This window comes from Pseudomonas sp. Z3-8 (assembly GCF_051131975.1).
Classification (GTDB): domain Bacteria; phylum Pseudomonadota; class Gammaproteobacteria; order Pseudomonadales; family Pseudomonadaceae; genus Aquipseudomonas.
The window spans coordinates 3,346,828-3,366,954 of sequence record NZ_CP071643.1 but is presented as its reverse complement, the minus strand read 5'-3'; the positions used below and the strand labels follow the sequence as shown (position 1 = coordinate 3,366,954).

The window sequence follows — 20,127 nt, the reverse complement described above, 5'->3', positions numbered from 1 at the left end:
TAGATGAGAACCATGGTTGATTCCTGTACTACGTCGATGACCGGCATCGACTGCCATGCCCACGTGTTCAGCCGTGAGCTGGAGCTGGCTGCCGTGCGGCGTTACACACCGGACTATGACGCTACGCTTGCGCAATACCTGAACCATTTGCAGACCCATGGCTTGAGCCATGGGGTTCTGGTCCAGCCGAGCTTTCTCGGCACCGATAACCGCTACCTGCTCGCCGCGCTGGAACAGGCGCCGGAGCAACTGCGCGGGGTCGTGGTGGTGGAACCGGATATCAGCCGAGTCGAGCTGGAGGAGATGGCGCGGCTGGGCGTGGTCGGCGTTCGCTTGAACCTGATGGGCACGGCCTCGCCCGACTTTCGCGAAACCCTGTGGAAAGACTTCCTTGGCCACCTTGCCGAATTGAATTGGCATGTCGAATTGCATGCCCCGGTAGAACATCTGCCGGGACTGATTCGCCAGTTGATGCCGTTCGGCGTGCGCTTGGTGGTCGACCACTTCGGTCGCCCCGATGCCCGTTCGGGCCTAGATCAACCAGGATATGCCGAGCTGATGGCGCTGGGCGCCAGCGGGCAAATCTGGATGAAGGTCTCCGGTATCTACCGGCTGGCGGGGACCGAGCGGCAGAATCTGGCATTTGCCAGGGCCGCATTGGGCCTGCTGGAGCTGAGTTTCGGCGCCCATCGCCTGGTGTGGGGCAGTGACTGGCCGCATACACAACACGAGGCAGTCGTGAGCTTCGATACGGTGACGCGCCAGTTACAGGATTTGCAGATTTCTTTGCCGTTTATGCGTGCGCTTATGGTAGAAACGCCCCGCGCGTTGTTCCGATTCTGAGACTGGCGTGCCATACCGCGCAATTTTCCTGAACTCGCAGGTTGAATAAGGATCTAGTATCCATTGCAGCTGCATGAAAAAATCCGCTCTGGCATGTAAAGGAATAGTCCGGGCTGGGATCGCCGACTCAGGGGATACCGGGTCGTTGGGTAGCATGCGCATTCAGCCAGGCGGATTGGGGATCGAAATGTCGAATATTGAAGCGTTTCCCGGGGAGACGCGTACACCGAGCGAATACGAAGGGCTTGTGGCGATGGGCGCGAACGCGCTCGACGCCATTCCTGGCGCGGTGTATCTGTGTGATCACAACGGCTGGCTGGTCCGCTACAACAGCGAGGCGGCCACCTTGTGGGGACGAGCGCCGATGTTGGGGGAGGGCGGCGACCGTTTCTGCGGTTCCTATCGCCTGTTCCTGGCCGACGGTACGCCGTTGGCATTGGAAGACTGCCCGATGGCCTGGGCGCTGGAGTCGGGTACGGCGACGCGCAACCAGGAGGTGTTCATCGAGCGTCCGGACGGCTCGCGGATCGTCGCGCTGGTGAACATCCGGGCCCTGAGGGATGAGCAGGGCACTATCCAAGGGGCGATCAACTGTTTTCAGGACGTCTCGGCGCACCACGCGATGGCCGAAGAGCTACGGCGCAAGAATGCCGACCTGGAAGATTTCTTTGAAAACAGTGCGGTGGGCCTGCACATCGTCAGCGGCGAGGGCACCATTGTGCGTGCCAACAAGGCTGAATTGGCCTTGCTCGGTTATTCGGCGCAGGAGTACATCGGCCGCCACATCACCGAGTTCCATGTCGATGAGCCGGTCATCGGCGACATCCTGAGCAAATTAAGCAACGGCGAATGCCTGGAAGACTATCCGGCTCGCCTTCGAGCCAAGGATGGTTCGATCAAGCATGTCACCATCACCTCCAACGGGCGGTTCGAGGACGGCAAGCTTTTCAACACCCGGTGCTTCACCGTGGACGTGACCTCGGTCCATGCGGCCGAGACGGCGCGCCAGGAGAGCGACGACCGGTTGTCCGCGACCTACGAGGCGGCGACGATCGGCATTGCCGAAGCCGGGGCGGATGGCCGTCTGTTGCGGGTCAACGATGCGCTCTGCAACATGCTCGGGCGCTCGCGCGAAGAACTGCTGAACATGACTTTCCTGGGGTATACCCACTCCGACAGCACCGACGAAGACGCCGCGCTGTATGCTCGCCAGGTGGCGGGCGAGCTGGATAACTACGTGCTGCGCAAACGCGCCTTCAAGCCTGACGGCGAAACCGTCTACCTGGACATCCACAGCTCATCGGTCCGGGACTCCCAAGGCGTGTTTCGTTATGGCGTGCGGGTTATCCAGGACGTCACGCAGGCGCGGCGCATGGAAAACCAGATCCTCGAAAGCGAACGGCACATGCGCAACCTGCTCGAGGCGCTGCCCGCGGCGGTCTATACCACGGACGCGCAAGGCCGGATCAATTTTTTCAACCGGGCGGCGGTCGAGTTGTCGGGGCGTACGCCTGAATTGGGCGACCTTTGGTGCGTGACCTGGAAACTGTTCACAACCGATGGCAATTTCCTGCCCCACGACCAGTGCCCGATGGCAGTGGCCTTGAAGGAAAACCGGCCGATACGTGGGGTCGAGGCAGTCGCGGAGCGTCCCGACGGCAGCCGGGTCCCGTTCGCGCCTTATCCCACGCCGCTGCACGACGCGGAGGGCAACCTGGTCGGCGCCATCAACATGCTGGTGGACATCTCCGAGCGCAAGCAGGCCGAAGACCGGCAGAAAACCCTGATCGACGAGCTCAACCACCGGGTCAAGAATACCCTGGCCACGGTGCAATCCCTGGCAGCCCAGACCGCCCGCAATGCGGTGGATGCCAAGGATGGTTACAACCGTTTCGAAGCCCGGCTTCTCGCGTTGTCCCGCGCCCACGATCTGTTGACGAGGCGGCATTGGGGCCAGACTCCACTGGCCTCCCTGGCCCGGGAAGTGCTGGTGCCGATATTCGGGGCCGACCCTGGCCGTATCACCATCGAGGGTGATGCCATCGACGTCGATACCCGGGTCGCGCTCGGCCTGACCATGACCCTCAACGAACTGGCGATCAATGCGCTCAAGTACGGCGCGATGTCGGTCGAGACGGGCAGGCTTTCGCTGAACTGGAACGTCCAGCCGCAATCGAACGGCACCTTGCTGACCTTGGATTGGCGCGAGCAGGGCGGCCCCCCGGTGTTTCCGCCGGAACGGGAAGGGCTCGGTTCGCGGTTGATGAAGCGCTGTATCGAGCGCGATCTTGGCGGAATTTTTGTCCTGACTTTTGCACCTGAGGGCGTTCTCTGTCGCTTCTCGTTCATGGTCGTTGAGCAATCTGCATGAACCGGTTTGCTGGTATCAGGGTTCTGCTTGTCGAGGACGAAGGCGCGGTCGCCATGCTGATCGAGGAAATGCTCGAAGAGCTGGGCTGCACGGTGGTGGCGTCAGTCCCACGACTCGCCCAGGCTCGAGAAAAAGCGGACACCCTGGAGGTTGACCTGGCAATCCTGGACGTCAATCTGGCTGGTGAACGGGTGTTCCCGGTGGCTGATATCCTGCGCGCTCGTAACGTTCCTTTCCTGTTCAGCACCGGATACGGCGTCAGCGGCCTGCCCGCTGACTTCGCCCAGTGTCCGGTTCTGCACAAGCCCTTTTCCGAAAACGAATTGCAGCTGAAGATAGCGCTGACGCTGAAAAATTGAAGTATTTGCGAGGAGCAACCATGAGCTTGTACGGCCAATACGATCCGCAGAACATCTTTGCGCTGATTCTTCGCGGCGAAGCGCCCTGCTATAAAATCTACGAAGACGCCGATGTACTGGCCTTCCTCGATATTTTTCCGCAGTCGCGCGGTCATGTGCTGGTCATCCCGAAGGCGGCCCAGGCGCGCAATATTCTTGATGTCGACCCCGCGGTGCTGGGCAAGATGATGTCGGCGGCGCAACGCCTCACTCGCATCCTCGTCGACGAGCTGCAGCCGGATGGCGTGCAGATCGCGCAGTTCAACGGCGCGCCCGCCGGGCAAACGGTCTTCCATATCCACGTCCACATCATCCCGCGCTGGAACGGCGAGGCGCCCGAGGCTCATGGACGGGGCAAGGCCGATCCGCAGGAGCTTGAAGCGTTGCAGGCGCGGCTGGTGGAGCGGATTGATTCTCAAGCAGAGTGAACCCATGCTTGGAATGAGAGGGCATGGCGACTAATCATGCACCACGATCGATTGCGTCTATACCCTCTAAGTAAAGTCTATGTTTTCAGAGCTGGCTCTAACACCTAAAGCTCTTAATTTGAACTTGGCGAGCGTTGTTCTTTTGGGTTTTGGCATGTAATGACCGGAATGGTTGGTGACGATGTATCCGTCATCAGACCTTATTATATAGCCCGCACTTACCACTTCGCGGCTTACGTTATCGTGAGTGGCTGCGTATTTTATTATGCTTGCATGCGAAGGGACTATGCTTTCATCCATATCATCTGCAATTGATCCCACAACAAGGGTGTTATCCTTGTTTAATACATACTTGTTCACCCGCCCAGGCTGCTCCAGGATCCCCAAGTCACTTTTTTTGGATATGGTTTTTATTGACGTTTTACTGTATTTTATATTCCATTTCAACACCACATCTTCACCGGCTATTGTTCGAGGTGCTGATTCAACGTTAGCGAGAGATGAAGATGCTCTGGCCCTTAATTTTCCAGAGCTTTTATAATAGGCTCTGGTTGTTCGGTTTCTAAATAAGTTAAGTCCGTCGGAGATCAAGCTGAAGATTGAGTTGGTGCCGGTGGGGTCGATGTAATTTATAGGGTCTCCTGAGCAGTAAGCATACGAATTAATGCCACCCTCGTCAAAAGGACTTAAAGAATCAGGGGAATTAAAACGCATCAGTATGGGGTTGTAGGATCTATGTCCTTGCCCCAACAGATAATGGCCCGTGACTGGGTCTGGCCGTTCGCCGTTGAATCCCAGTACGTTAAGTAACCCATTCGTCTTTGGACGATGGCCGTAAGGGGCGTAACTCTGCGGTTGGCTAATTGCATGACTGACACCGTGCAGCACCGATCTTTGCTGATCCGTGGCAAGCAAGGTGACAACATCGCCGGGGTGTAACTCTGCCAGAGGCATCGCCTCATGTTCGAAAAAACAGCTTCTCCGCTCTCCTTGAATCTCGGTCGCAATACGGCTGCCGTTGGAGAACCGTTGAGTCGAGTGAGCGTTCACCAACCGATCCAAGGGGTCGTAAACATAGACGTTGGCGGTGATTTTACGTAGTTCGTTCATGTGCCAAGCTCGGGGGAATAATTATCGACACCTCACAATCTCCCCGTTTACCAGAGCTGTATAGCTAGCAAATTTGTTAGGTGAAAAATGTGGGACAGCGAATACCGTGTTCCAGACCTGCCAGTTTGCGCAGAGCATGCCTAGCCGCGTTTGCTCAAAAGCGCGTAGTCAGGCCCCATATTGGCTGCCGCTGTCGGCCCCGGGGCTGAGCCAATACACCCACCGTGGCGAGGGAGCTTGCTCCCGCTCGGTGGCGCAGCCGCCGTAAAACCGAGCCATGCGGTGTGTCTGGTAAAAGGGAGATGCTAATTCAGGGGCGCTTCGCCCGAAGCGTCGGACCGGCCCAGCGGGAGCAAGCTCCCTCGCCACGGTTGATGCATTCGTCCGCGTAGATAGGGCAGCCCGCCGCTCTCGTACTGGCTCATTTATGTGATTTCGATATGAGTCCTATGTCATTGCCATGGTTTATCGATCAATGATGCCCGGGTAGTTTGCTTCTCAAGGATATCCATAGAGAGGCAAACCCAATGAAGGCAAGCACCTTTTATCTTGCGTTATGCGCGGCAGCGCCTTTTGCCGACGCCGCTGGCCCGGAAAGCGCCAGCGAGTCGCGCAATTCACAACAGATCAGCCGGGCGGGCAGCCAGGCTTCCGCCGCGGGACCGGCGGACTATTTCACCGGAAAAGTGCGTGTGGACCCGCTGTTCCCAGCAACGGAAGAGATCAACGTGTCTGGCGCCTACGTCACTTTCGAACCGGGCGCGCGCTCGGCCTGGCATACCCATCCCGCCGGTCAGCGATTGGTAGTGGTCTCCGGCGTGGGCCTGACGCAGGAATGGGGCAAGCCGGTGCAGCAAATCCGTCCCGGCGACGTGGTCGTTTGTCCTGCTGGCGTCAAGCATTGGCATGGCGCCGCGCCGGACACCGCCATGACTCATCTGGCCTTGACCGGCACGGTGGAGGGCAAGAATGTGCAGTGGTTGGAGAAGGTCAGCGAGGAGCAATACGGCGCCGGTGGAACGCTGACATCATCGGCCAAGCCAGATGCTGCGGCGGTTTCACAAACCCTGTCGGCCAGACAGCGAGCCATTCCGCTGATCGCCGCCGCCATGGCCACAAGCAACATGCCGGCTCTCGATAGCGCCTTGAATAAAGGGCTGGATGCGGGTCTCAGCGTCAGCGAGGCGAAGGAAATCCTGGTGCAGCTCTACGCTTACAGCGGGTTTCCCCGCAGCCTCAACGCGCTGGGCGAATTGATGAAAGTCGTGGAGGCCCGAAAGCAACGCGGCGTGCAGGATGCTCCGGGGCGCGCGCCGACTCGCCCGATTCCTACCGGCGATGCATTACTGGCGGCGGGCAAGGCCAACCAGACACGGATCGCCGGTGCGCCTGTCCAAGGGCCGCTGTTCGACTTCGCCCCGGTCATCAACCAATATCTGCAGACGCACCTGTTCGGCGATATTTTCGAGCGCGACAACCTGGACTGGCAAAGCCGGGAGCTGGCGACGGTCGCCGCGCTGGCCGTGACCCCAGGGGTGGAGTCACAACTGCGTTCACACATGGCTGCGAGCTTGCGGGTCGGATTGAGCGCTGCGCAATTGCGCCAATTGATCCAGCTGCTGGACGAGCAGGGCGAGGCCGCTGCGGCCAAGCGTGCCGCTGAGGCACTGGATGCCAGTCAGTCCTCGTAACGCAAGGCTTCGCGCAGCAGCGTGAAGGCCGGAGAGGTCTGGCGGCGACTCGGGTAGTACAGATGATAGCCGGAAAACGGCTCGCACCAATCGTCCAGTACCCGGATCAGCCGGCCTTGCGCGACAGCATCCAGCACCAGATCTTCCGGCATGAAGGCCAACCCCAAACCCTGGAGCGTCGCCTCCAGGCGCATGGCGATCGTGTTGAAAACCAGTTGGCCTTCTACCCGGACTTGCAGTTCCTGACCGCTTTTTTCGAATTCCCAGACATACAGGCCGCCATGAGTCGGCATGCGCAAGTTGATGCAATTGTGCGCCGTCAGGTCGTTTGGAATCAGCGGCTTGGGATGTTGGGCGAAGTACGTCGGCGAGCCGACGACCGCCATGCGCATGTCGGGGCCAATGCGCATGGCGATCATGTCCTTGGCGACCTGCGGGCCCAGCCGCACGCCGGCATCGAACCCCTCAGCGACGATGTCGGTAAAGGCGTAGTCGACGATGATCTCGATGTTCAGGTCGGGATTGTCCGGCAGCAGCTTGGCGAGAACCGGCTTGAGCACGGTGATTGCAGAATGCTCGCCAGCGGTGATGCGCAATTTACCGGCCGGCTTATCGCGAAACTCACTGAGCATCGCCATCTCCTGATCGATCTCTTCAAACCGCGGCGCGACCACCCGCAACAGCCGTTCGCCCGCTTGGGTCGGGGCAACACTTCGCGTGGTACGCGACAACAGCCGGACTCCCAGCCGTTCTTCCAGTTGTCGCATCGCCCGACTCAGTGCCGGTTGCGACATGCCAAGCCTGGCCGCCGCCCGAGTGAAGCTGCGCTCTTGGGCCACGACTGAGAAGATGGCGAGTTGGTCGTAGCGTTCAGTGGTCATTGAGCTGTCTCTGGTATAAGTAGGGTGGGATTATGGCATTGCGAGAATTAATTAAGAGCTTTCTAGTGGCGATGGCTTTGCTTGACCACTTTTAACTAAAAAGCGCAGCGGCATAGCAATTTGCCTTCTACTCTAAGTTGGCTTGCATCTATCGCTGAAGGTCCTCGCATATTTAGGGAAGAGATCAATGATAAACGTGACTTGCTTGACTGTAGTGGCTGTGACGTTTTGTTTGCTGACTGCCTGTGCCCCCTATCAAAAGTCTCGAGTCCTTGAGGCCGATGAGCGGTTGTTAACCTATTCCACTCGGATGGATGCAAGTGGCAAGAAAACCGAAGTGCTATGTCCCGAGCCCAGCCCGGATGCGCTTAAGACATTGGCAGGTTCGCTATCTGTAGAGAAAGAGAATGTGGCTGCGCTGGCAGCAGCATTTCAGGAGTCGGGTGCAAGTATTGGTCTACGGACCCATTCGATTCAGCTGCTGAGGGACCAGCTTTTCAGCATTTGCCAAGCTTACGGCAACTCTGGAATCACACCGAGCGCGTACCGCATGATGCTGACCAGGAACCAGCGCAATACGGTTGCTCTGATGGCGATCGAACAGCTTACGGGAGTTGTTCGTAGCCCGAGCGTAACGCTGAGCGGCTCGGCCACAGCCGATAGAGCGGGCACCGTGCTAGAGCTGACCAGCCAGCTCAATGCGGCGAACACCAAGTACAAGGCGATGGATGCATCAACGGATGAAGCCAAGCAGTTGAAAGTGTCTATCGACTCCATCGAAGGTGCACTGAAGGAGGCTAGGAAGTCGCTAGTCAGCGCCTCAGGATCAAGCGCATCTACAGTGGCGAGCACGAGCGAGGTGAGTAAAGACGTATTGGCTGTTATCGCCGCCAGTGTCGAGAAAATCGCTGGCTCGGTTATTGGGGTGGATGACCAGTTTTATCTATGCCTGGATCTGTACGAGAGCATTGGCGAAGGGAAGGTACCGGCCATACTCAGGGCTAGGTGCTCTGCAGTTTTCGCTAGAGACCTGACAGTGAAAGGCTTAGGCCAACAAGAGCAGTCGGTTGAATCCAGCGGTGGCGGCGAAGAGGTTGATACGACGCCAGTTGCTGGTCTGGTGCCGGGTTCTAGAGTCGCTACTACCGTTACAGTTCCGTCGGGTGCACAGCTTTTTATTTATGATGATAAGAGTATGGCTGTGATGCGCAAGCTAAAGCCTGGGGAATCAATCGGAAAGGAAATGGTGATCGACTCCAAGGGCTTGAAAGAGGTTATTGAAGAGTTACGCCGAGGCGCGATGTAGCGGATCTTCATGTCGCTGAAAGCCAGGTCACCAATGGGTGGCCTTGGTCATGTATTGCTCTCCCGCTCGCTCTCGTTTAACAAGGCCGGAAGGCTTGTATCGTCGTTCCAGATTATTTGTTTTGCGTTTATAAGGGCCTTCAGCTTCAATATATATTGTGTTATTGAGTGATCGGACGAAAAATTCGACACGGGGCCACTGATGGCTTTGATGAACCGCCCCGCCCAGCCAGCACTTGTAGAGATACCTTCATGCTGCAGCCATATTTCGGATCCCACATGCTTATAGAAAAACGGTGGCGTGAAAGGAACTGCGTCGGCGTTATTTATCAGTCGTACGGTTTTATTACCTAGTGTTCCGTAGTGTTTCTTGAATGCAGAAAGGCCAACAGCAGGGGAACCGAAGGTTACTATCTCTTCAAGGTTTTCTTTGACTTTGTCAGGGTGCAAGCTTCGCAGCTTGACGGCGAACAATATCGCTAAAGCTCCTCCGAGCGAGTGTCCGGTGATCGCAATCTTTTTATCTAGCAGGCGGTTTTTCTCAAGGCAAAGAAATATCGCATCGAGGCTACGCAGGTGAGTGGTCTTATCGACGTAGTCTAGTGTCCCTTGGAATCCCCTATGGACGAAGGTGTTCGAGGTTTCCGGGCAGTCTCGCAGCTGAGTCGGAAAAGCTCTCAGATTCGAGATCTGCCAATCAACACTTTCTCTCGTACCTCTGAAACATATTACGACCGATTCGGTGTTCCAGAAGATGCGGCAAAACCCTCTGCCGATAGAACCGTGGATTATTCTCTGCTCCTCGAAGGGCTTGCCTTTGTAACTGTGGTACTTATGAACTATCGGGCTGGCATATGCGGCTTTACTCGCCCTTGCCAACTCCAGAAAAGTTTTGAGTGATTCCATGTTGTGCATTCGGTGGCCCTTGCTGCTCATGCATCGCTGAGGTGAAGTAGGTGCATTGGAGTCTAGTATCAGTTTTGACCGCGCCGGTCTTGCATCTCAGGCGCCGAAAAGGGCGAGGGCCCGCAACAATTATGTCCTTGGGCGACAGGCGAAGAGAGTGCGAGTCCAAGGGCAGTGCTACGAATATGTTTGGTGAAAAACTATCAAGGCGTACTTCAATAACCGCTCGCCATACGTTCCATTTTTTACAGCCAACCGTTACCCGCGCTCAATACAGGCGCGATACCGGATTTGGCACGCATGAACGGGCATGATCCGTTCGCGTATCTCAAGGATGTACTGACGCGGTTGCCGACACAGAGGGCCAGTGCGATTGACCAATTACTACCGCATCAATGGGCACAGGGCTCTTAATACGCTGTGAGCTACATCAGTCAGACGCTTCTGAGCCTAATGGTGTCATGTAGGTATTTGCCATGCGGGTTTTTTGTCATCCTGACTGTCGAAAATACGCCGCGCCTTGCGGAAACCCTCAACGTTCTCGACAACCCAAGTCCAGATAGGAGACATGCGGATCAACAGTCCCATACCCAGCGGCGTCAGTTCATACTCGACACGTGGCGGGATTTCACCGAACTCCCGCCGAACCACTAGGCCATCCCTCTCCATGGAGCGTAGTGTCTTGGTCAACATCCGCTGAGTCACCCCAGTCATCTGCCTTTTTATTTCGGCATGACGCATCGTGCCGTACACCCCCAAGGCATGCAGGATACCCAACGACCAGCGGCTGCCTGCGTGAGCAAGCACTTCCCGCCTGACGCCATCATCGTTTTCTCTAAGCGTTCGGCAGATTGTCTCTGCCTGGCTGAGAGCCTCCTGATCGGTCATTTCTTTCTCTGGTATCACAGGTGTGCCTTCTTACGAGCCTTGCCAAATCGTGCAAGCATTTGTTCATCTTACAGGCAACAGGTATCAGGAGAAATCATGATCGAAGTGACCCAGTTTTCCCCCCAATCCATTCTCGTTCTAGGCGCCGGTGAGCTTGGGCTACCGGTTTTGCGCAATCTTGCGCGGGTAGCAAAGCGCGCGCCCGGTTCCACAATCAGCGTGCTGCTCAGGGATTCGACCATCAACACTGAGGTACCCGAGAAAAAGGTCGAAATCGATGAGCTTCGGGGGCTCGGCATCCAAATGGTAGTCGCAGACCTCGTAAATGACTCAATCGATCAGTTGGCTGAAGTTTTCGCACGTTTCGATACCGTAATCGGCTGTGCAGGCATGGTTGCAGGCCGGGAAACCCCGATGAAACTGGCTACCGCTGCTCTGAAGTCCGGTGTGAAGCGCTACTTCCCGTGGCAGTTTGGTGTCGACTTCGAGGTAATCGGTCGGGGCAGTCCTCAGGATCTGTTCGATGCTCAGCTTGATGTTCGCGAATTGCTTCGAGCCCAGGATAAAACTGAATGGGTAATCATCTCGACGGGTATGTTCACCAGTTTCCTTTTCGAGCCTGTATTCGAGGTGGTTGACTTCGAAAACGATACCGTGAACGCGCTGGGCAGTCTTGAGACCAGCGTGACGCTTACGACTCCAGACGACATTGGTGCGTTGACAGCGGAAATCGTTTTCTTCGAACCTCGCTTCCGCAATCAGATTGTGTACCTCTCGGGAGACACCGTGACGTACGGAGAGGTTGCGAGCCTCCTCGAACGTTTACTGGGCCGCCCGTTCAAACGTAACGTATGGACTGTTCCGTACTTGCTCCAAGAATTGGAGAAAGACCCAACGCATCACATCAAGAAGTACCGCGCTGTGTTCGCTCAGGGCAGAGGTGTGGCCTGGCCTAAAGCAGGCACATTCAACGCGCAGCACTCGATTCAAGTCACGACCGCTGAGAAGTGGGCCCGGGCAAATCTGGCAACTTCTTCAGCACAAGTGCAGTAGCCGAACTAGCATTTTCGCGCAGGGAGTTGACCTACTGAATAGCTCCTTAGCCTGATAAAGGGCGCTGATGACCGAAGCAAAACCGCGGGGTACGGGTTTAGTAATCCTAGACGTCCAAATATTTATCTTTTCCGCACCATCTGCCAGGGTCTGAGGCGCTCCAAAGCCACCAACTATTGAGTTTGCTCAGCGCCGACTGCCAACCACAGCGCATGAATGAAACGCTTGCCATGATTGGGGATTCTGAAGGTGTGTTCGTCGGACGCTTACTGCGAAGGGCGCATATTGTCACTTCAAATTGCTCTTGAAGAAACTCGTCAACTTATCGAAAGGAATCAGATCGACCCGGTCATAAAGATCGACATGCCCGGCGCCTGGAATGATGACCAGTTCCTTGGGTTGACCGGCAAGCTTGTAGGCCTCTTCGCTGAACTCCCTGGAATGCGCATCGGCGCCGGCAATGAACAGCATCGGATGAGGCGAGATAGTCTCGATGTCATTGAGCGGATAGAAATTCATGAACTTGATGTTGCTGGTCAGCGTCGGGTGCGTGGTCAGGTCCCTGGAAGAGCTGGCGGGCGTGAACTCGCCGCGGGGCGTGCGGTAGAAATCGAAGAACTCACGCTGGATAGGATGGGTGTTTTCATCCAGTTGATGCACGGTGCCGCTGGTGTAGAGCGTTTCGCCACCGGCGAATTCGACATTACGCTGCTGGGTGGCTTGGGCGATGATGGCGCGGCGTTGGTCCAGCGTTTGGGAATGCTTCAATCCGTTGCGATTGACGCCGCCCATGTCGTACATGCTCACGGTAGCGATGGCTTTCATACGCGGATCGATCTTGGCGGCGCTGATCACGAAGCTGCCGCTGCCACAGATGCCGAGAGCGCCAATGCGTTCCTTGTCGACAAAGGGCTGGGCACTGAGAAAGTCCACCGCCGCGCTGAAGTCCTCGGCATAGATATCCGGCGAGACTGCATTGCGCGGTCGTCCCTCGCTTTCACCCCAGAACGACAGATCCAGGGAAAGGGTCACGAAGCCTTTTTCCGCCAGCTTGGTGGCATACAGATTGGCGCTTTGCTCCTTCACCGCTCCCATCGGATGGCCGACGACGATTGCCGGATTGCGGGTCTTGCCATTGAGCTTTTTCGGAATGAACAGGTTGCCCGCCACGTTCATCTGGTATTGGTTCTTGAAGTTGACCTTCTGTACGGTCACTTCATCACTGCTATAAAAATTGTCTGCGCCGTGGGACATATCGGCTCCTATCGCTGAGAGCGAACTGACGAGAAGGGTCAATAAAACGAGGATCTTTTTCATGGGAGGTCCTGTCGATGCGTTGGCATCAATCGTGGGAGAACGTTACTTGCACCGTCCCCAGGCCCAGCGCTTGAGCCAGTCTTGAGGTGTCGTTCACGTGGCCCAGGCGCGTGTACGCGTAGGTTGAGTTGAAGTCCTTGTAGAAGACGACCAGGGTGTCCTTGCCGTACAGCATCAGGTCGCCGTTGCGGATTGTTCCCGGCCGGCTCGCCTTGACGGGCAGCGCTCGGGGGAGGGTGGCGTATTTTTCGTTGCGGTTGAGATCGTTCATCTCCAGTGTCAGCGGGGCTAACGCGGCAAGCGATTGGGCTGCGGTGGCATCGGCCAGAGTGATGCCAAAGCGTTGTTCGCCGACGATCATCCACATGTCAGGTTTCTCCGCTGTCAAAGAGGCCGATGCGGCATCGCCCCCGGCCATGCAACTGCCCAGCAGGAGCAAAGAGGCAAGCAAACCAAGGCTGGCAGAGCGCATCGGGGTTCTGTGTCGGGTTCTGTTCATGGGGCCCATGGTGACGCGCGAGCACTGATGCGACTAGCTAATGAGTACTTAACAAGGCTATAAGCCTGGCTAATCAATAGCTCTTGAAGTGCTTCGCCATGGTCAAACGCAATCTCAACGATCTGCTGTCTTTCGTCACCGTGGCGAGGGAGGGCAGTTTTACTCGTGCTGCCGGTGCACTAGGCGTCACCCAGTCGGCGCTGAGCCAGGCGATCAGTGGCCTGGAGGCGCGTTTGCAGATCCGCTTGCTGACGCGAACCACCCGCAGCGTATCGCCAACCATCGCCGGCGAACGGTTGCTGCAAGCCATCGGTAATCGTTTCGATGAAATAGAAACCGAGCTGGACAGGCTTACGGAAATGCGCGACAAGCCCGCTGGCACCGTGCGCATCACCTGTGGCGATCACGTATTACGCACGACCTTGCTGCCCAAGCTGACCGGATTGCTGCACGAGTACCCGGACATCAACGTCGAGTTCGATGTGTGTTACGGGTTCCGGGACATCGTCGCGGATCGCTTTGATGCGGGGGTGCGCCTGGGCGATACCATCGACAAAGACATGGTGGCCGTGCCGATAGGCCCTGCGTTGCGGATGGCTGCTGTCGCTTCACCTGAATACTTCGCCAGTCGCGCCATTCCGAAGAGCCCGCGCGACCTGCTCGGCCATCGCTGCATCAATCAGCGTATGCCGACGTCGGGCGGGCTGTATGTCTGGGATTTCGAGCGGCGCGGCAAGGAAGTGAACGTCCGGGTGGATGGGCAGTTGATCTTCAACACATCGACCCACATCGTCGAAGCCGCGCTGGCCGGATTGGGGGTGGCGTACCTGCCTGAAGAAGAATTCGAACCGCACCTCCAGGCGGGCCGGCTGGTGCGCGTACTGGAGGATTGGTGCGCGCCGTTTCCCGGGTACTACCTTTATTACCCCAGCCGACGGCAACCGTCGCCCGCGTTTACCCTGGTTGCCAATGCATTGCGTAATATCAACTGACACTGGCAGGCGCTCGGGTCCGTCAGAGAGTCGTTGCATCGTCTATCTTGTCAGGAACGGTTTTTTCGAAAAGCAAGCTAACCAATAGTCGCTTTCAGGACACGTTTCGTCGTCCACGTGCAATCGCCGCCCCCCGGGAGTGGCAAGCTGTGAAGATGCCCCGGACCAGGTGCGCCAAAGACACCTGGCCGGAGAGCAGGAATGGCGATCGGATTTGCCACGCTACCGTGACGTGGGCCGCACGCCCTAGCCAAGACTCCGGACGACTACCGCCACGCGGCGGTGTCGTTCGAGATGCCGAGGTACGTTTATGCCTGATGAGACGCTTCACCTGCCTCTGATTCACGGCGTGCTGGCGCGCAAGAAGGACACCCCCGGTGCCTTGTTGCCCATCCTTCATGCCATCCAGGAAGGTTGCGGGTACATTCCCGACGCCGCGGTCCCTGAAATCGCCCATGCCCTCAATCTCAGCCAGGCTGAAGTGCGCGGGGTAATCAGCTTCTACCATGACTTTCGCACCACGCCTCCGGCGCGCCATACCCTGCGCCTGTGCCGGGCGGAGTCATGCCAGAGCATGGGGGCCGAAGGCCTGGCTGCGCAGTTGCGCGAACAACTGGCGCTGGACGATCACGGCACCAGTGCCGACGGGGCGATCAGCCTGCGACCGGTCTATTGCCTGGGCGCCTGCGTGTGCTCGCCGGCCCTGGAGCTGGATGGGGAGCTGCACGCACGGCTGACCCCAGAACGCCTGCGCCAGTTGGTGAACGGTTGCCTGGAGGATGGCCCATGCTGACCCTCTGCATTCCCCGTGATTCAGTGGCCCGCGCCGTCGGTGCGGACAAGGTGGCGGATGCGCTGGTGCGCGAGGCCGAGCGTCGTCAATTACCGCTTGAGGTGCTGCGCACCAGCTCTCGCGGGCTGTATTGGCTGGAACCCCTGGTAGAGCTTGAAACGCCCGAAGGGCGGTTGGGGTTTGGCCCGGTCACCGCGCAAGACGTGCCAGGCCTGCTCGATGCACTTGGCCACGACCCGGGCGGGCATCCTTCAGCCTTGGGGCTGGTGGAGAACATTGCGTATCTGAAAAGCCAGCAGCGCCTGTTGTTTGCGCGTGCAGGCATCACCCGGCCCTTGTCTCTCGATGACTACCGGGCTCAGGGCGGGTTTCTCGGCCTGGCCCGGGCGATCCGGATGGACGGCGCCGAGGTGGTTGCCCAAGTACTCGATTCCGGCCTGCGCGGCCGGGGCGGCGCGGCGTTCCCGGCGGGCATCAAGTGGCGCACCGTGCGCGACGCGCAGGGCCCGCAAAAATACGTGGTCTGCAATGCCGACGAAGGCGACTCCGGCACGTTCGCCGACCGTATGTTGATGGAGGGCGATCCGTTCCTGCTGATCGAAGGCATGGTCATCGCCGGGATCTGCGTTGGCGCCACCATGGGCTACATCTATGTGCGCTCGGAATACCCCGACGCCGTCAGCACGCTGAACGAAGCGCTGCACATCGCCCGCGAAGCCGGTTACCTGGGCGCCGATGTCGGCGGCAGTGGCCGCGCCTTCGAGCTGGAAGTGCGAGTGGGCGCCGGCGCTTACATCTGTGGCGAAGAAACAGCGCTGCTGGAATCTCTCGAAGGCAAGCGCGGGATGGTGCGTGCCAAGCCGCCGCTGCCGGCGTTGCGGGGCCTGTTCGGCTTGCCGACGCTGGTTCATAACGTGGTGACCCTGGCCTCGGTGCCGGTAATTCTGGAGAAGGGCGCGCAGTTCTACCGGGACTTCGGCATGGGCCGTTCACTGGGCACCATGCCGTTCCAGCTGGCCGGCAACGTTCGTCGCGGCGGGCTGGTGGAGCGCGCATTTGGCCTGAGCCTGCGCGAGTTGGTGGAGGAGTATGGCGGCGGCACCGCCAGCGGTCGGCCGTTGAAGGCCGCGCAAGTCGGCGGCCCGCTGGGCGCGTGGGTCCCACCCGCGCAGTTCGACACGCCGCTGGACTACGAAGCGTTCGCCGCCATGGGCGCGATGCTCGGGCACGGTGGCGTGGTGGTTGCCGACGACAGCCTGGACATGGCCCGGATGGCCCGGTTCGCCTTGCAATTCTGCGCCGAGGAATCCTGTGGCAAATGCACGCCGTGTCGCATCGGTTCGACCCGTGGCGTCGAGGTGGTGGATCGCTTGATCGCCAGCACCGATGCCAACGCCCGCCAGGAACAGGCGGCGTTGCTGCAAGACCTTTGCGACACCCTGCAATACGGCTCGCTCTGTGCCCTCGGTGGGATGACGTCCTACCCCGTCGCCAGTGCCCTCAAGTACTTCCCCGCCGACTTCGGTCTGGCGACCACGGAGGCCGACCAATGATCAACATCTTCGATCCCGCCAGCGACATCGACCTGGGCACCCCGGCCCGAGTAAGCGACGTGCAGGTCAGTCTGACCATCGATGGCCGTGAAATCAGCGTTCCCTCCGGCACGTCGGTGATGCGCGCGGCGGCCTTGCTCGGTACTACCATCCCGAAACTGTGCGCCACCGACAGCTTGGAAGCCTTCGGCTCCTGCCGCATGTGCCTGGTGGAGATCGACGGGATGCGCGGTTACCCGGCCTCGTGCACCACGCCGGTGACCGACGGCATGGTGGTCCGCACCCAGACCTCAAAGCTCGCCACGCTGCGTCGCAACGTGATGGAACTGTACATCTCCGATCACCCGCTGGACTGCCTGACATGCCCGGCCAACGGCAACTGCGAGTTGCAGACCGTGGCCGGGCAGGTGGGCTTGCGGGAGGTGCGCTACGGCTACGAAGGCGCCAATCACCTGGCCGAAGCCAAGGACGTGTCCAACCCTTATTTCGACTACGACCCGAGCAAGTGCATCGTTTGCAGCCGCTGTGTGCGTGCCTGCGAGGAAATCCAGGGCACCTTCGCCCTGACCATCAGCGGACGCGGCTTTGATTCCCGTGTCGAAGCGGCCGGCGGTGACAACTTCCTCGACTCCGAATGCGTGTCCTGCGGCGCCTGCGTCCAGGCCTGCCCGACAGCGACGCTGATCGACAAGAGCGTCGTCGAAATCGGCCAGCCGGAGCGCAGCGTCGTCACCACCTGCGCCTATTGCGGCGTGGGCTGCTCGTTCCGCGCCGAGATGAAAGGCGAACAACTGGTGCGCATGGTCCCGGACAAGAACGGCCAGGCCAACCACGGCCACTCGTGCGTCAAGGGCCGCTTCGCCTGGGGCTACGCGACGCATCCGGACCGCATCACCAAACCGATGATCCGCAAGCACATCAGCGACCCGTGGCAGGAAGTCAGCTGGGAGGAGGCGGTCACCTACGCCGCCAGCGAACTGCGGCGCATCCAGCTCAAGTACGGGCGCGATTCCATCGGCGGTATCACCTCCAGCCGCTGCACCAACGAAGAAACCTACCTGGTGCAGAAACTGGTGCGCACGGCGTTCGGCAACAACAATGTCGACACCTGCGCGCGGGTCTGCCATTCGCCGACCGGTTATGGCCTCAAGCAAACGCTCGGCGAGTCGGCCGGTACGCAGAATTTCGACTCGGTGATGAAAGCCGACGTGATCATGGTGATGGGCGCCAACCCCACCGATGCGCACCCGGTGTTCGGCTCCCAGCTCAAGCGCCGCCTGCGCCAAGGCGCGCGGTTGATTGTCATCGACCCGCGGCGCATCGACCTGGTGGATTCGCCTCACGCCCGTGCCGAGCTGCATCTGCAGCTGCGTCCGGGCACCAACGTGGCGATGCTCAACGCGTTGGCCCACGTGATTGTCACCGAGGGGCTGGTTGACGAGCCTTTCGTCAAAGAGCGTTGCGAGGCGACAGATTTTGCCCGTTGGCGCGATTTCGTCAGCCTGCCGGAAAATGCGCCCGAGATCCTCGGCCCGGTGTGCGGCGTGCCCGCCGAGCAGATCCGCGCCGCCGCGCGGCTCTACGCCACCGGCGGCAACGCGGCCATCTACTACGGCCTCGGTGTCACCGAACACAGCCAGGGCAGCACCTCGGTGATGGGCATCGCCAACCTCGCCATGGCCACCGGCAATATCGGCCGCGAGGGCGTCGGGGTAAACCCGCTGCGTGGGCAGAACAACGTCCAGGGCTCCTGCGACATGGGCTCGTTCCCCCATGAGCTGCCGGGCTATCGGCACATCTCCAATGAAGCGGTGCGGGCCCAGTTCGAGCAGGCCTGGAACGTGACGTTGCAACCCGACCCGGGCCTGCGCATCCCGAACATGTTCGAGGCAGCGCTGGACGGCACCTTCAAGGCGCTTTACTGCCAGGGCGAGGACATCGCCCAGAGCGATCCCAACACCCAGCATGTGACTGCGGCGCTGACCGCTTTGGAATGCGTGATCGTGCAGGACATCTTCCTCAACGAAACGGCCAAGTTCGCCCACGTGTTCCTGCCGGGCAGCTCGTTCCTCGAGAAGGACGGCACCTTCACCAACGCCGAACGCCGTATCTCCCGCGTTCGCAAGGTCATGGACCCGTTGGCCGGAAAGGCCGACTGGGAAGCCACCATTGCCCTGGCTGGCGCCCTGGGCTACCAGATGCACTACAACCACCCTTCGGAAATCATGGATGAAATCGCCCGCCTGACGCCGACCTTCAGTCGTGTCAGCTACGCCGAACTGGAGCGTCACGGCAGCTTGCAATGGCCGTGCAACGATGCCGCGCCGGACGGCACGCCGACCATGCACATCGACCAATTTGTGCGCGGCAAAGGGCGCTTCATGCTCACCGGCTATGTGCCCACCGAGGAGAGGGTCAATGGCCGTTATCCGCTGCTGCTGACCACCGGACGGATCCTCAGCCAGTACAACGTCGGCGCACAGACCCGGCGCACCGACAACGTGGCGTGGCACGAGGAGGATCGCCTGGAAATCCACCCGACCGACGCTGAGAATCGCGGCATCGCCGAGGACGATTGGGTCGGTATCAGCAGTCGCGCCGGGCAGACGGTGCTGCGCGCCAGGGTCACCGAGCGGGTGGCGCCGGGGGTGGTCTACACCACCTTCCACTTTCCCGAGTCCGGGGCCAACGTGATCACCACCGACAACTCGGACTGGGCCACCAACTGCCCGGAATACAAAGTCACGGCGGTGGAAATCGTGCGGGTCAGCCAGCCTTCGGAATGGCAGAAGCGTTATCAGGCCTTCAGCGATGAACAGCGGCGCCTGCTGAAGGAACGTCGTCACGCCGAGAAAGCCGAGGTGCGCCGATGAGCTCGCAGAACCTGATCAAGATGGCCAACGAGATTGCCCGCTACTTCGCCACGGAGCCTGATCAGTCGCTGGCGGTGAGCGGCATCCGCCAGCACATCAAGAACTTCTGGACGCCGGGCATGCGCAGGGATTTGCAGGGTTGGGAGGAGAAGCATCCGGATGCGGTTTTGCATCCGTTGGTGTTGCTGGCGTTGAAGGAGCCGGAGGGGGTTACCTGGTAGCCGAC

General features: G+C 59.2%; 17 protein-coding genes and 2 pseudogenes. 13 read left to right on the top strand and 6 right to left on the bottom strand.

Annotated features, from left to right (window positions below; all coding sequences use genetic code 11):
- The first annotated feature begins 12 nt into the window (after positions 1 to 12).
- The 4 genes from J3P94_RS15325 to J3P94_RS15310 all read left to right on the top strand — a co-directional run bounded on the left by J3P94_RS15325 (position 13) and on the right by J3P94_RS15310 (position 4,040).
- The gene (locus J3P94_RS15325; RefSeq protein WP_434568641.1) at positions 13 to 843 is read left to right on the top strand and encodes an amidohydrolase family protein; all 831 of its coding nucleotides are present in this window, start codon (positions 13 to 15) and stop codon (positions 841 to 843) included.
- A gap of 187 nt (positions 844 to 1,030) precedes the next feature.
- On the top strand, positions 1,031 to 3,214 hold the full coding sequence (locus J3P94_RS15320) for a PAS domain-containing sensor histidine kinase (protein ID WP_434568640.1): 2,184 nt from the start codon (positions 1,031 to 1,033) through the stop codon (positions 3,212 to 3,214).
- Positions 3,211 to 3,573: a response regulator gene (locus tag J3P94_RS15315; RefSeq protein WP_434568639.1), complete on the top strand. Its 363-nt coding sequence runs from the start codon at positions 3,211 to 3,213 to the stop codon at positions 3,571 to 3,573. The genes J3P94_RS15320 and J3P94_RS15315 overlap by 4 nt, the downstream gene beginning before the upstream one ends.
- A gap of 20 nt (positions 3,574 to 3,593) precedes the next feature.
- Positions 3,594 to 4,040 carry an HIT family protein gene (locus J3P94_RS15310; RefSeq protein ID WP_434568638.1) on the top strand — a complete coding sequence of 149 codons (447 nt, stop codon included), beginning with the start codon at positions 3,594 to 3,596 and terminating at the stop codon, positions 4,038 to 4,040.
- A gap of 66 nt (positions 4,041 to 4,106) precedes the next feature.
- Here J3P94_RS15310 and J3P94_RS15305 read toward each other — a convergent pair whose 3' ends face one another.
- Complete coding sequence (locus J3P94_RS15305; protein ID WP_434568637.1) at positions 4,107 to 5,150, bottom strand: RHS repeat-associated core domain-containing protein; 1,044 nt, start codon at positions 5,148 to 5,150, stop codon at positions 4,107 to 4,109.
- Between the two features lie 527 nt (positions 5,151 to 5,677).
- On the opposite strand from J3P94_RS15305, the gene J3P94_RS15300 reads away from it, so the two are divergent.
- Entirely contained in the window at positions 5,678 to 6,841 is a 1,164-nt protein-coding gene (locus tag J3P94_RS15300; protein WP_434568636.1) for a (R)-mandelonitrile lyase, read from the top strand.
- On the opposite strand, the gene J3P94_RS15295 is transcribed toward J3P94_RS15300, so the two are convergent.
- Positions 6,829 to 7,722 carry a LysR family transcriptional regulator gene (locus tag J3P94_RS15295; RefSeq protein ID WP_434568635.1) on the bottom strand — a complete coding sequence of 298 codons (894 nt, stop codon included), beginning with the start codon at positions 7,720 to 7,722 and terminating at the stop codon, positions 6,829 to 6,831. The two genes, J3P94_RS15300 and J3P94_RS15295, sit on opposite strands and share 13 nt — an antisense overlap.
- Positions 7,723 to 7,909: 187 nt before the next feature.
- On the opposite strand from J3P94_RS15295, the gene J3P94_RS15290 reads away from it, so the two are divergent.
- The gene (locus tag J3P94_RS15290) at positions 7,910 to 9,028 is read left to right on the top strand and encodes a hypothetical protein (protein ID WP_434568634.1); all 1,119 of its coding nucleotides are present in this window, start codon (positions 7,910 to 7,912) and stop codon (positions 9,026 to 9,028) included.
- Positions 9,029 to 9,075: 47 nt separating this feature from the next.
- On the opposite strand, the gene J3P94_RS15285 is transcribed toward J3P94_RS15290, so the two are convergent.
- Positions 9,076 to 9,933 (bottom strand): lipase family protein, encoded by an 858-nt coding sequence (locus tag J3P94_RS15285; protein ID WP_434568633.1) that lies wholly within the window; start codon positions 9,931 to 9,933, stop codon positions 9,076 to 9,078.
- A 294-nt stretch (positions 9,934 to 10,227) separates the two neighbouring features.
- Here J3P94_RS15285 and J3P94_RS15280 point away from each other — a divergent pair.
- Positions 10,228 to 10,347, top strand: a pseudogene (locus J3P94_RS15280) (transposase domain-containing protein); the annotation flags it as partial.
- Positions 10,348 to 10,363: 16 nt separating this feature from the next.
- Here the strand turns inward: J3P94_RS15280 and J3P94_RS15275 are convergent.
- Positions 10,364 to 10,821 (bottom strand): annotated as a pseudogene (locus tag J3P94_RS15275) (winged helix-turn-helix transcriptional regulator).
- Positions 10,822 to 10,917: 96 nt separating this feature from the next.
- Here J3P94_RS15275 and J3P94_RS15270 point away from each other — a divergent pair.
- A complete protein-coding gene (locus tag J3P94_RS15270; protein ID WP_434568632.1) occupies positions 10,918 to 11,874 on the top strand; it encodes an aromatic alcohol reductase in 957 nt (318 codons plus the stop codon).
- 288 nt (positions 11,875 to 12,162) lie between these two features.
- Here the strand turns inward: J3P94_RS15270 and J3P94_RS15265 are convergent, their stop codons facing one another.
- Positions 12,163 to 13,191: an alpha/beta hydrolase gene (locus J3P94_RS15265; protein WP_434568631.1), complete on the bottom strand. Its 1,029-nt coding sequence runs from the start codon at positions 13,189 to 13,191 to the stop codon at positions 12,163 to 12,165.
- Between the two features lie 25 nt (positions 13,192 to 13,216).
- A complete protein-coding gene (locus J3P94_RS15260; RefSeq protein ID WP_434568630.1) occupies positions 13,217 to 13,558 on the bottom strand; it encodes a cyclophilin-like fold protein in 342 nt (113 codons plus the stop codon).
- 230 nt (positions 13,559 to 13,788) lie between these two features.
- Between J3P94_RS15260 and J3P94_RS15255 the strand changes: the two genes are divergently transcribed.
- From J3P94_RS15255 to J3P94_RS15235, 5 genes are all read left to right on the top strand, one after another.
- A complete protein-coding gene (locus J3P94_RS15255) occupies positions 13,789 to 14,682 on the top strand; it encodes a LysR family transcriptional regulator (protein ID WP_434568629.1) in 894 nt (297 codons plus the stop codon).
- Between the two features lie 310 nt (positions 14,683 to 14,992).
- Entirely contained in the window at positions 14,993 to 15,475 is a 483-nt protein-coding gene (locus J3P94_RS15250; RefSeq protein ID WP_434568628.1) for a formate dehydrogenase subunit gamma, read from the top strand.
- On the top strand, positions 15,469 to 17,028 hold the full coding sequence (locus J3P94_RS15245) for a formate dehydrogenase beta subunit (RefSeq protein WP_434568627.1): 1,560 nt from the start codon (positions 15,469 to 15,471) through the stop codon (positions 17,026 to 17,028). The genes J3P94_RS15250 and J3P94_RS15245 overlap by 7 nt, the downstream gene beginning before the upstream one ends.
- Positions 17,025 to 19,901, top strand: coding sequence for a formate dehydrogenase subunit alpha (fdhF, locus tag J3P94_RS15240; protein ID WP_434568626.1), 2,877 nt, complete (start codon positions 17,025 to 17,027; stop codon positions 19,899 to 19,901). Before J3P94_RS15245 ends, fdhF begins: the two co-directional genes overlap by 4 nt.
- Positions 19,898 to 20,122: a formate dehydrogenase subunit delta gene (locus J3P94_RS15235; RefSeq protein ID WP_434568625.1), complete on the top strand. Its 225-nt coding sequence runs from the start codon at positions 19,898 to 19,900 to the stop codon at positions 20,120 to 20,122. The genes fdhF and J3P94_RS15235 overlap by 4 nt, the downstream gene beginning before the upstream one ends.
- The last annotated feature ends 5 nt before the right edge of the window (positions 20,123 to 20,127 follow it).

Bases quoted from the DNA above. Each gene is read 5' to 3' on its own strand.
- J3P94_RS15300 (WP_434568636.1), top strand. From the start codon at position 5,678: ATGAAGGCAAGCACCTTTTATCTTGCGTTATGCGCGGCAGCGCCTTTT.
- J3P94_RS15255 (WP_434568629.1), top strand. From the start codon at position 13,789: ATGGTCAAACGCAATCTCAACGATCTGCTGTCTTTCGTCACCGTGGCG.
- J3P94_RS15310 (WP_434568638.1), top strand. From the start codon at position 3,594: ATGAGCTTGTACGGCCAATACGATCCGCAGAACATCTTTGCGCTGATT.
- J3P94_RS15260 (WP_434568630.1), bottom strand. From the start codon at position 13,558: ATGTGGATGATCGTCGGCGAACAACGCTTTGGCATCACTCTGGCCGAT.
- J3P94_RS15285 (WP_434568633.1), bottom strand. From the start codon at position 9,933: ATGGAATCACTCAAAACTTTTCTGGAGTTGGCAAGGGCGAGTAAAGCC.
- J3P94_RS15315 (WP_434568639.1), top strand. From the start codon at position 3,211: ATGAACCGGTTTGCTGGTATCAGGGTTCTGCTTGTCGAGGACGAAGGC.
- J3P94_RS15295 (WP_434568635.1), bottom strand. From the start codon at position 7,722: ATGACCACTGAACGCTACGACCAACTCGCCATCTTCTCAGTCGTGGCC.
- J3P94_RS15290 (WP_434568634.1), top strand. From the start codon at position 7,910: ATGATAAACGTGACTTGCTTGACTGTAGTGGCTGTGACGTTTTGTTTG.
- J3P94_RS15270 (WP_434568632.1), top strand. From the start codon at position 10,918: ATGATCGAAGTGACCCAGTTTTCCCCCCAATCCATTCTCGTTCTAGGC.
- J3P94_RS15305 (WP_434568637.1), bottom strand. From the start codon at position 5,150: ATGAACGAACTACGTAAAATCACCGCCAACGTCTATGTTTACGACCCC.
- J3P94_RS15320 (WP_434568640.1), top strand. From the start codon at position 1,031: ATGTCGAATATTGAAGCGTTTCCCGGGGAGACGCGTACACCGAGCGAA.
- J3P94_RS15325 (WP_434568641.1), top strand. From the start codon at position 13: ATGGTTGATTCCTGTACTACGTCGATGACCGGCATCGACTGCCATGCC.
- J3P94_RS15250 (WP_434568628.1), top strand. From the start codon at position 14,993: ATGCCTGATGAGACGCTTCACCTGCCTCTGATTCACGGCGTGCTGGCG.
- J3P94_RS15245 (WP_434568627.1), top strand. From the start codon at position 15,469: ATGCTGACCCTCTGCATTCCCCGTGATTCAGTGGCCCGCGCCGTCGGT.
- J3P94_RS15265 (WP_434568631.1), bottom strand. From the start codon at position 13,191: ATGAAAAAGATCCTCGTTTTATTGACCCTTCTCGTCAGTTCGCTCTCA.
- fdhF (WP_434568626.1), top strand. From the start codon at position 17,025: ATGATCAACATCTTCGATCCCGCCAGCGACATCGACCTGGGCACCCCG.
- J3P94_RS15235 (WP_434568625.1), top strand. From the start codon at position 19,898: ATGAGCTCGCAGAACCTGATCAAGATGGCCAACGAGATTGCCCGCTAC.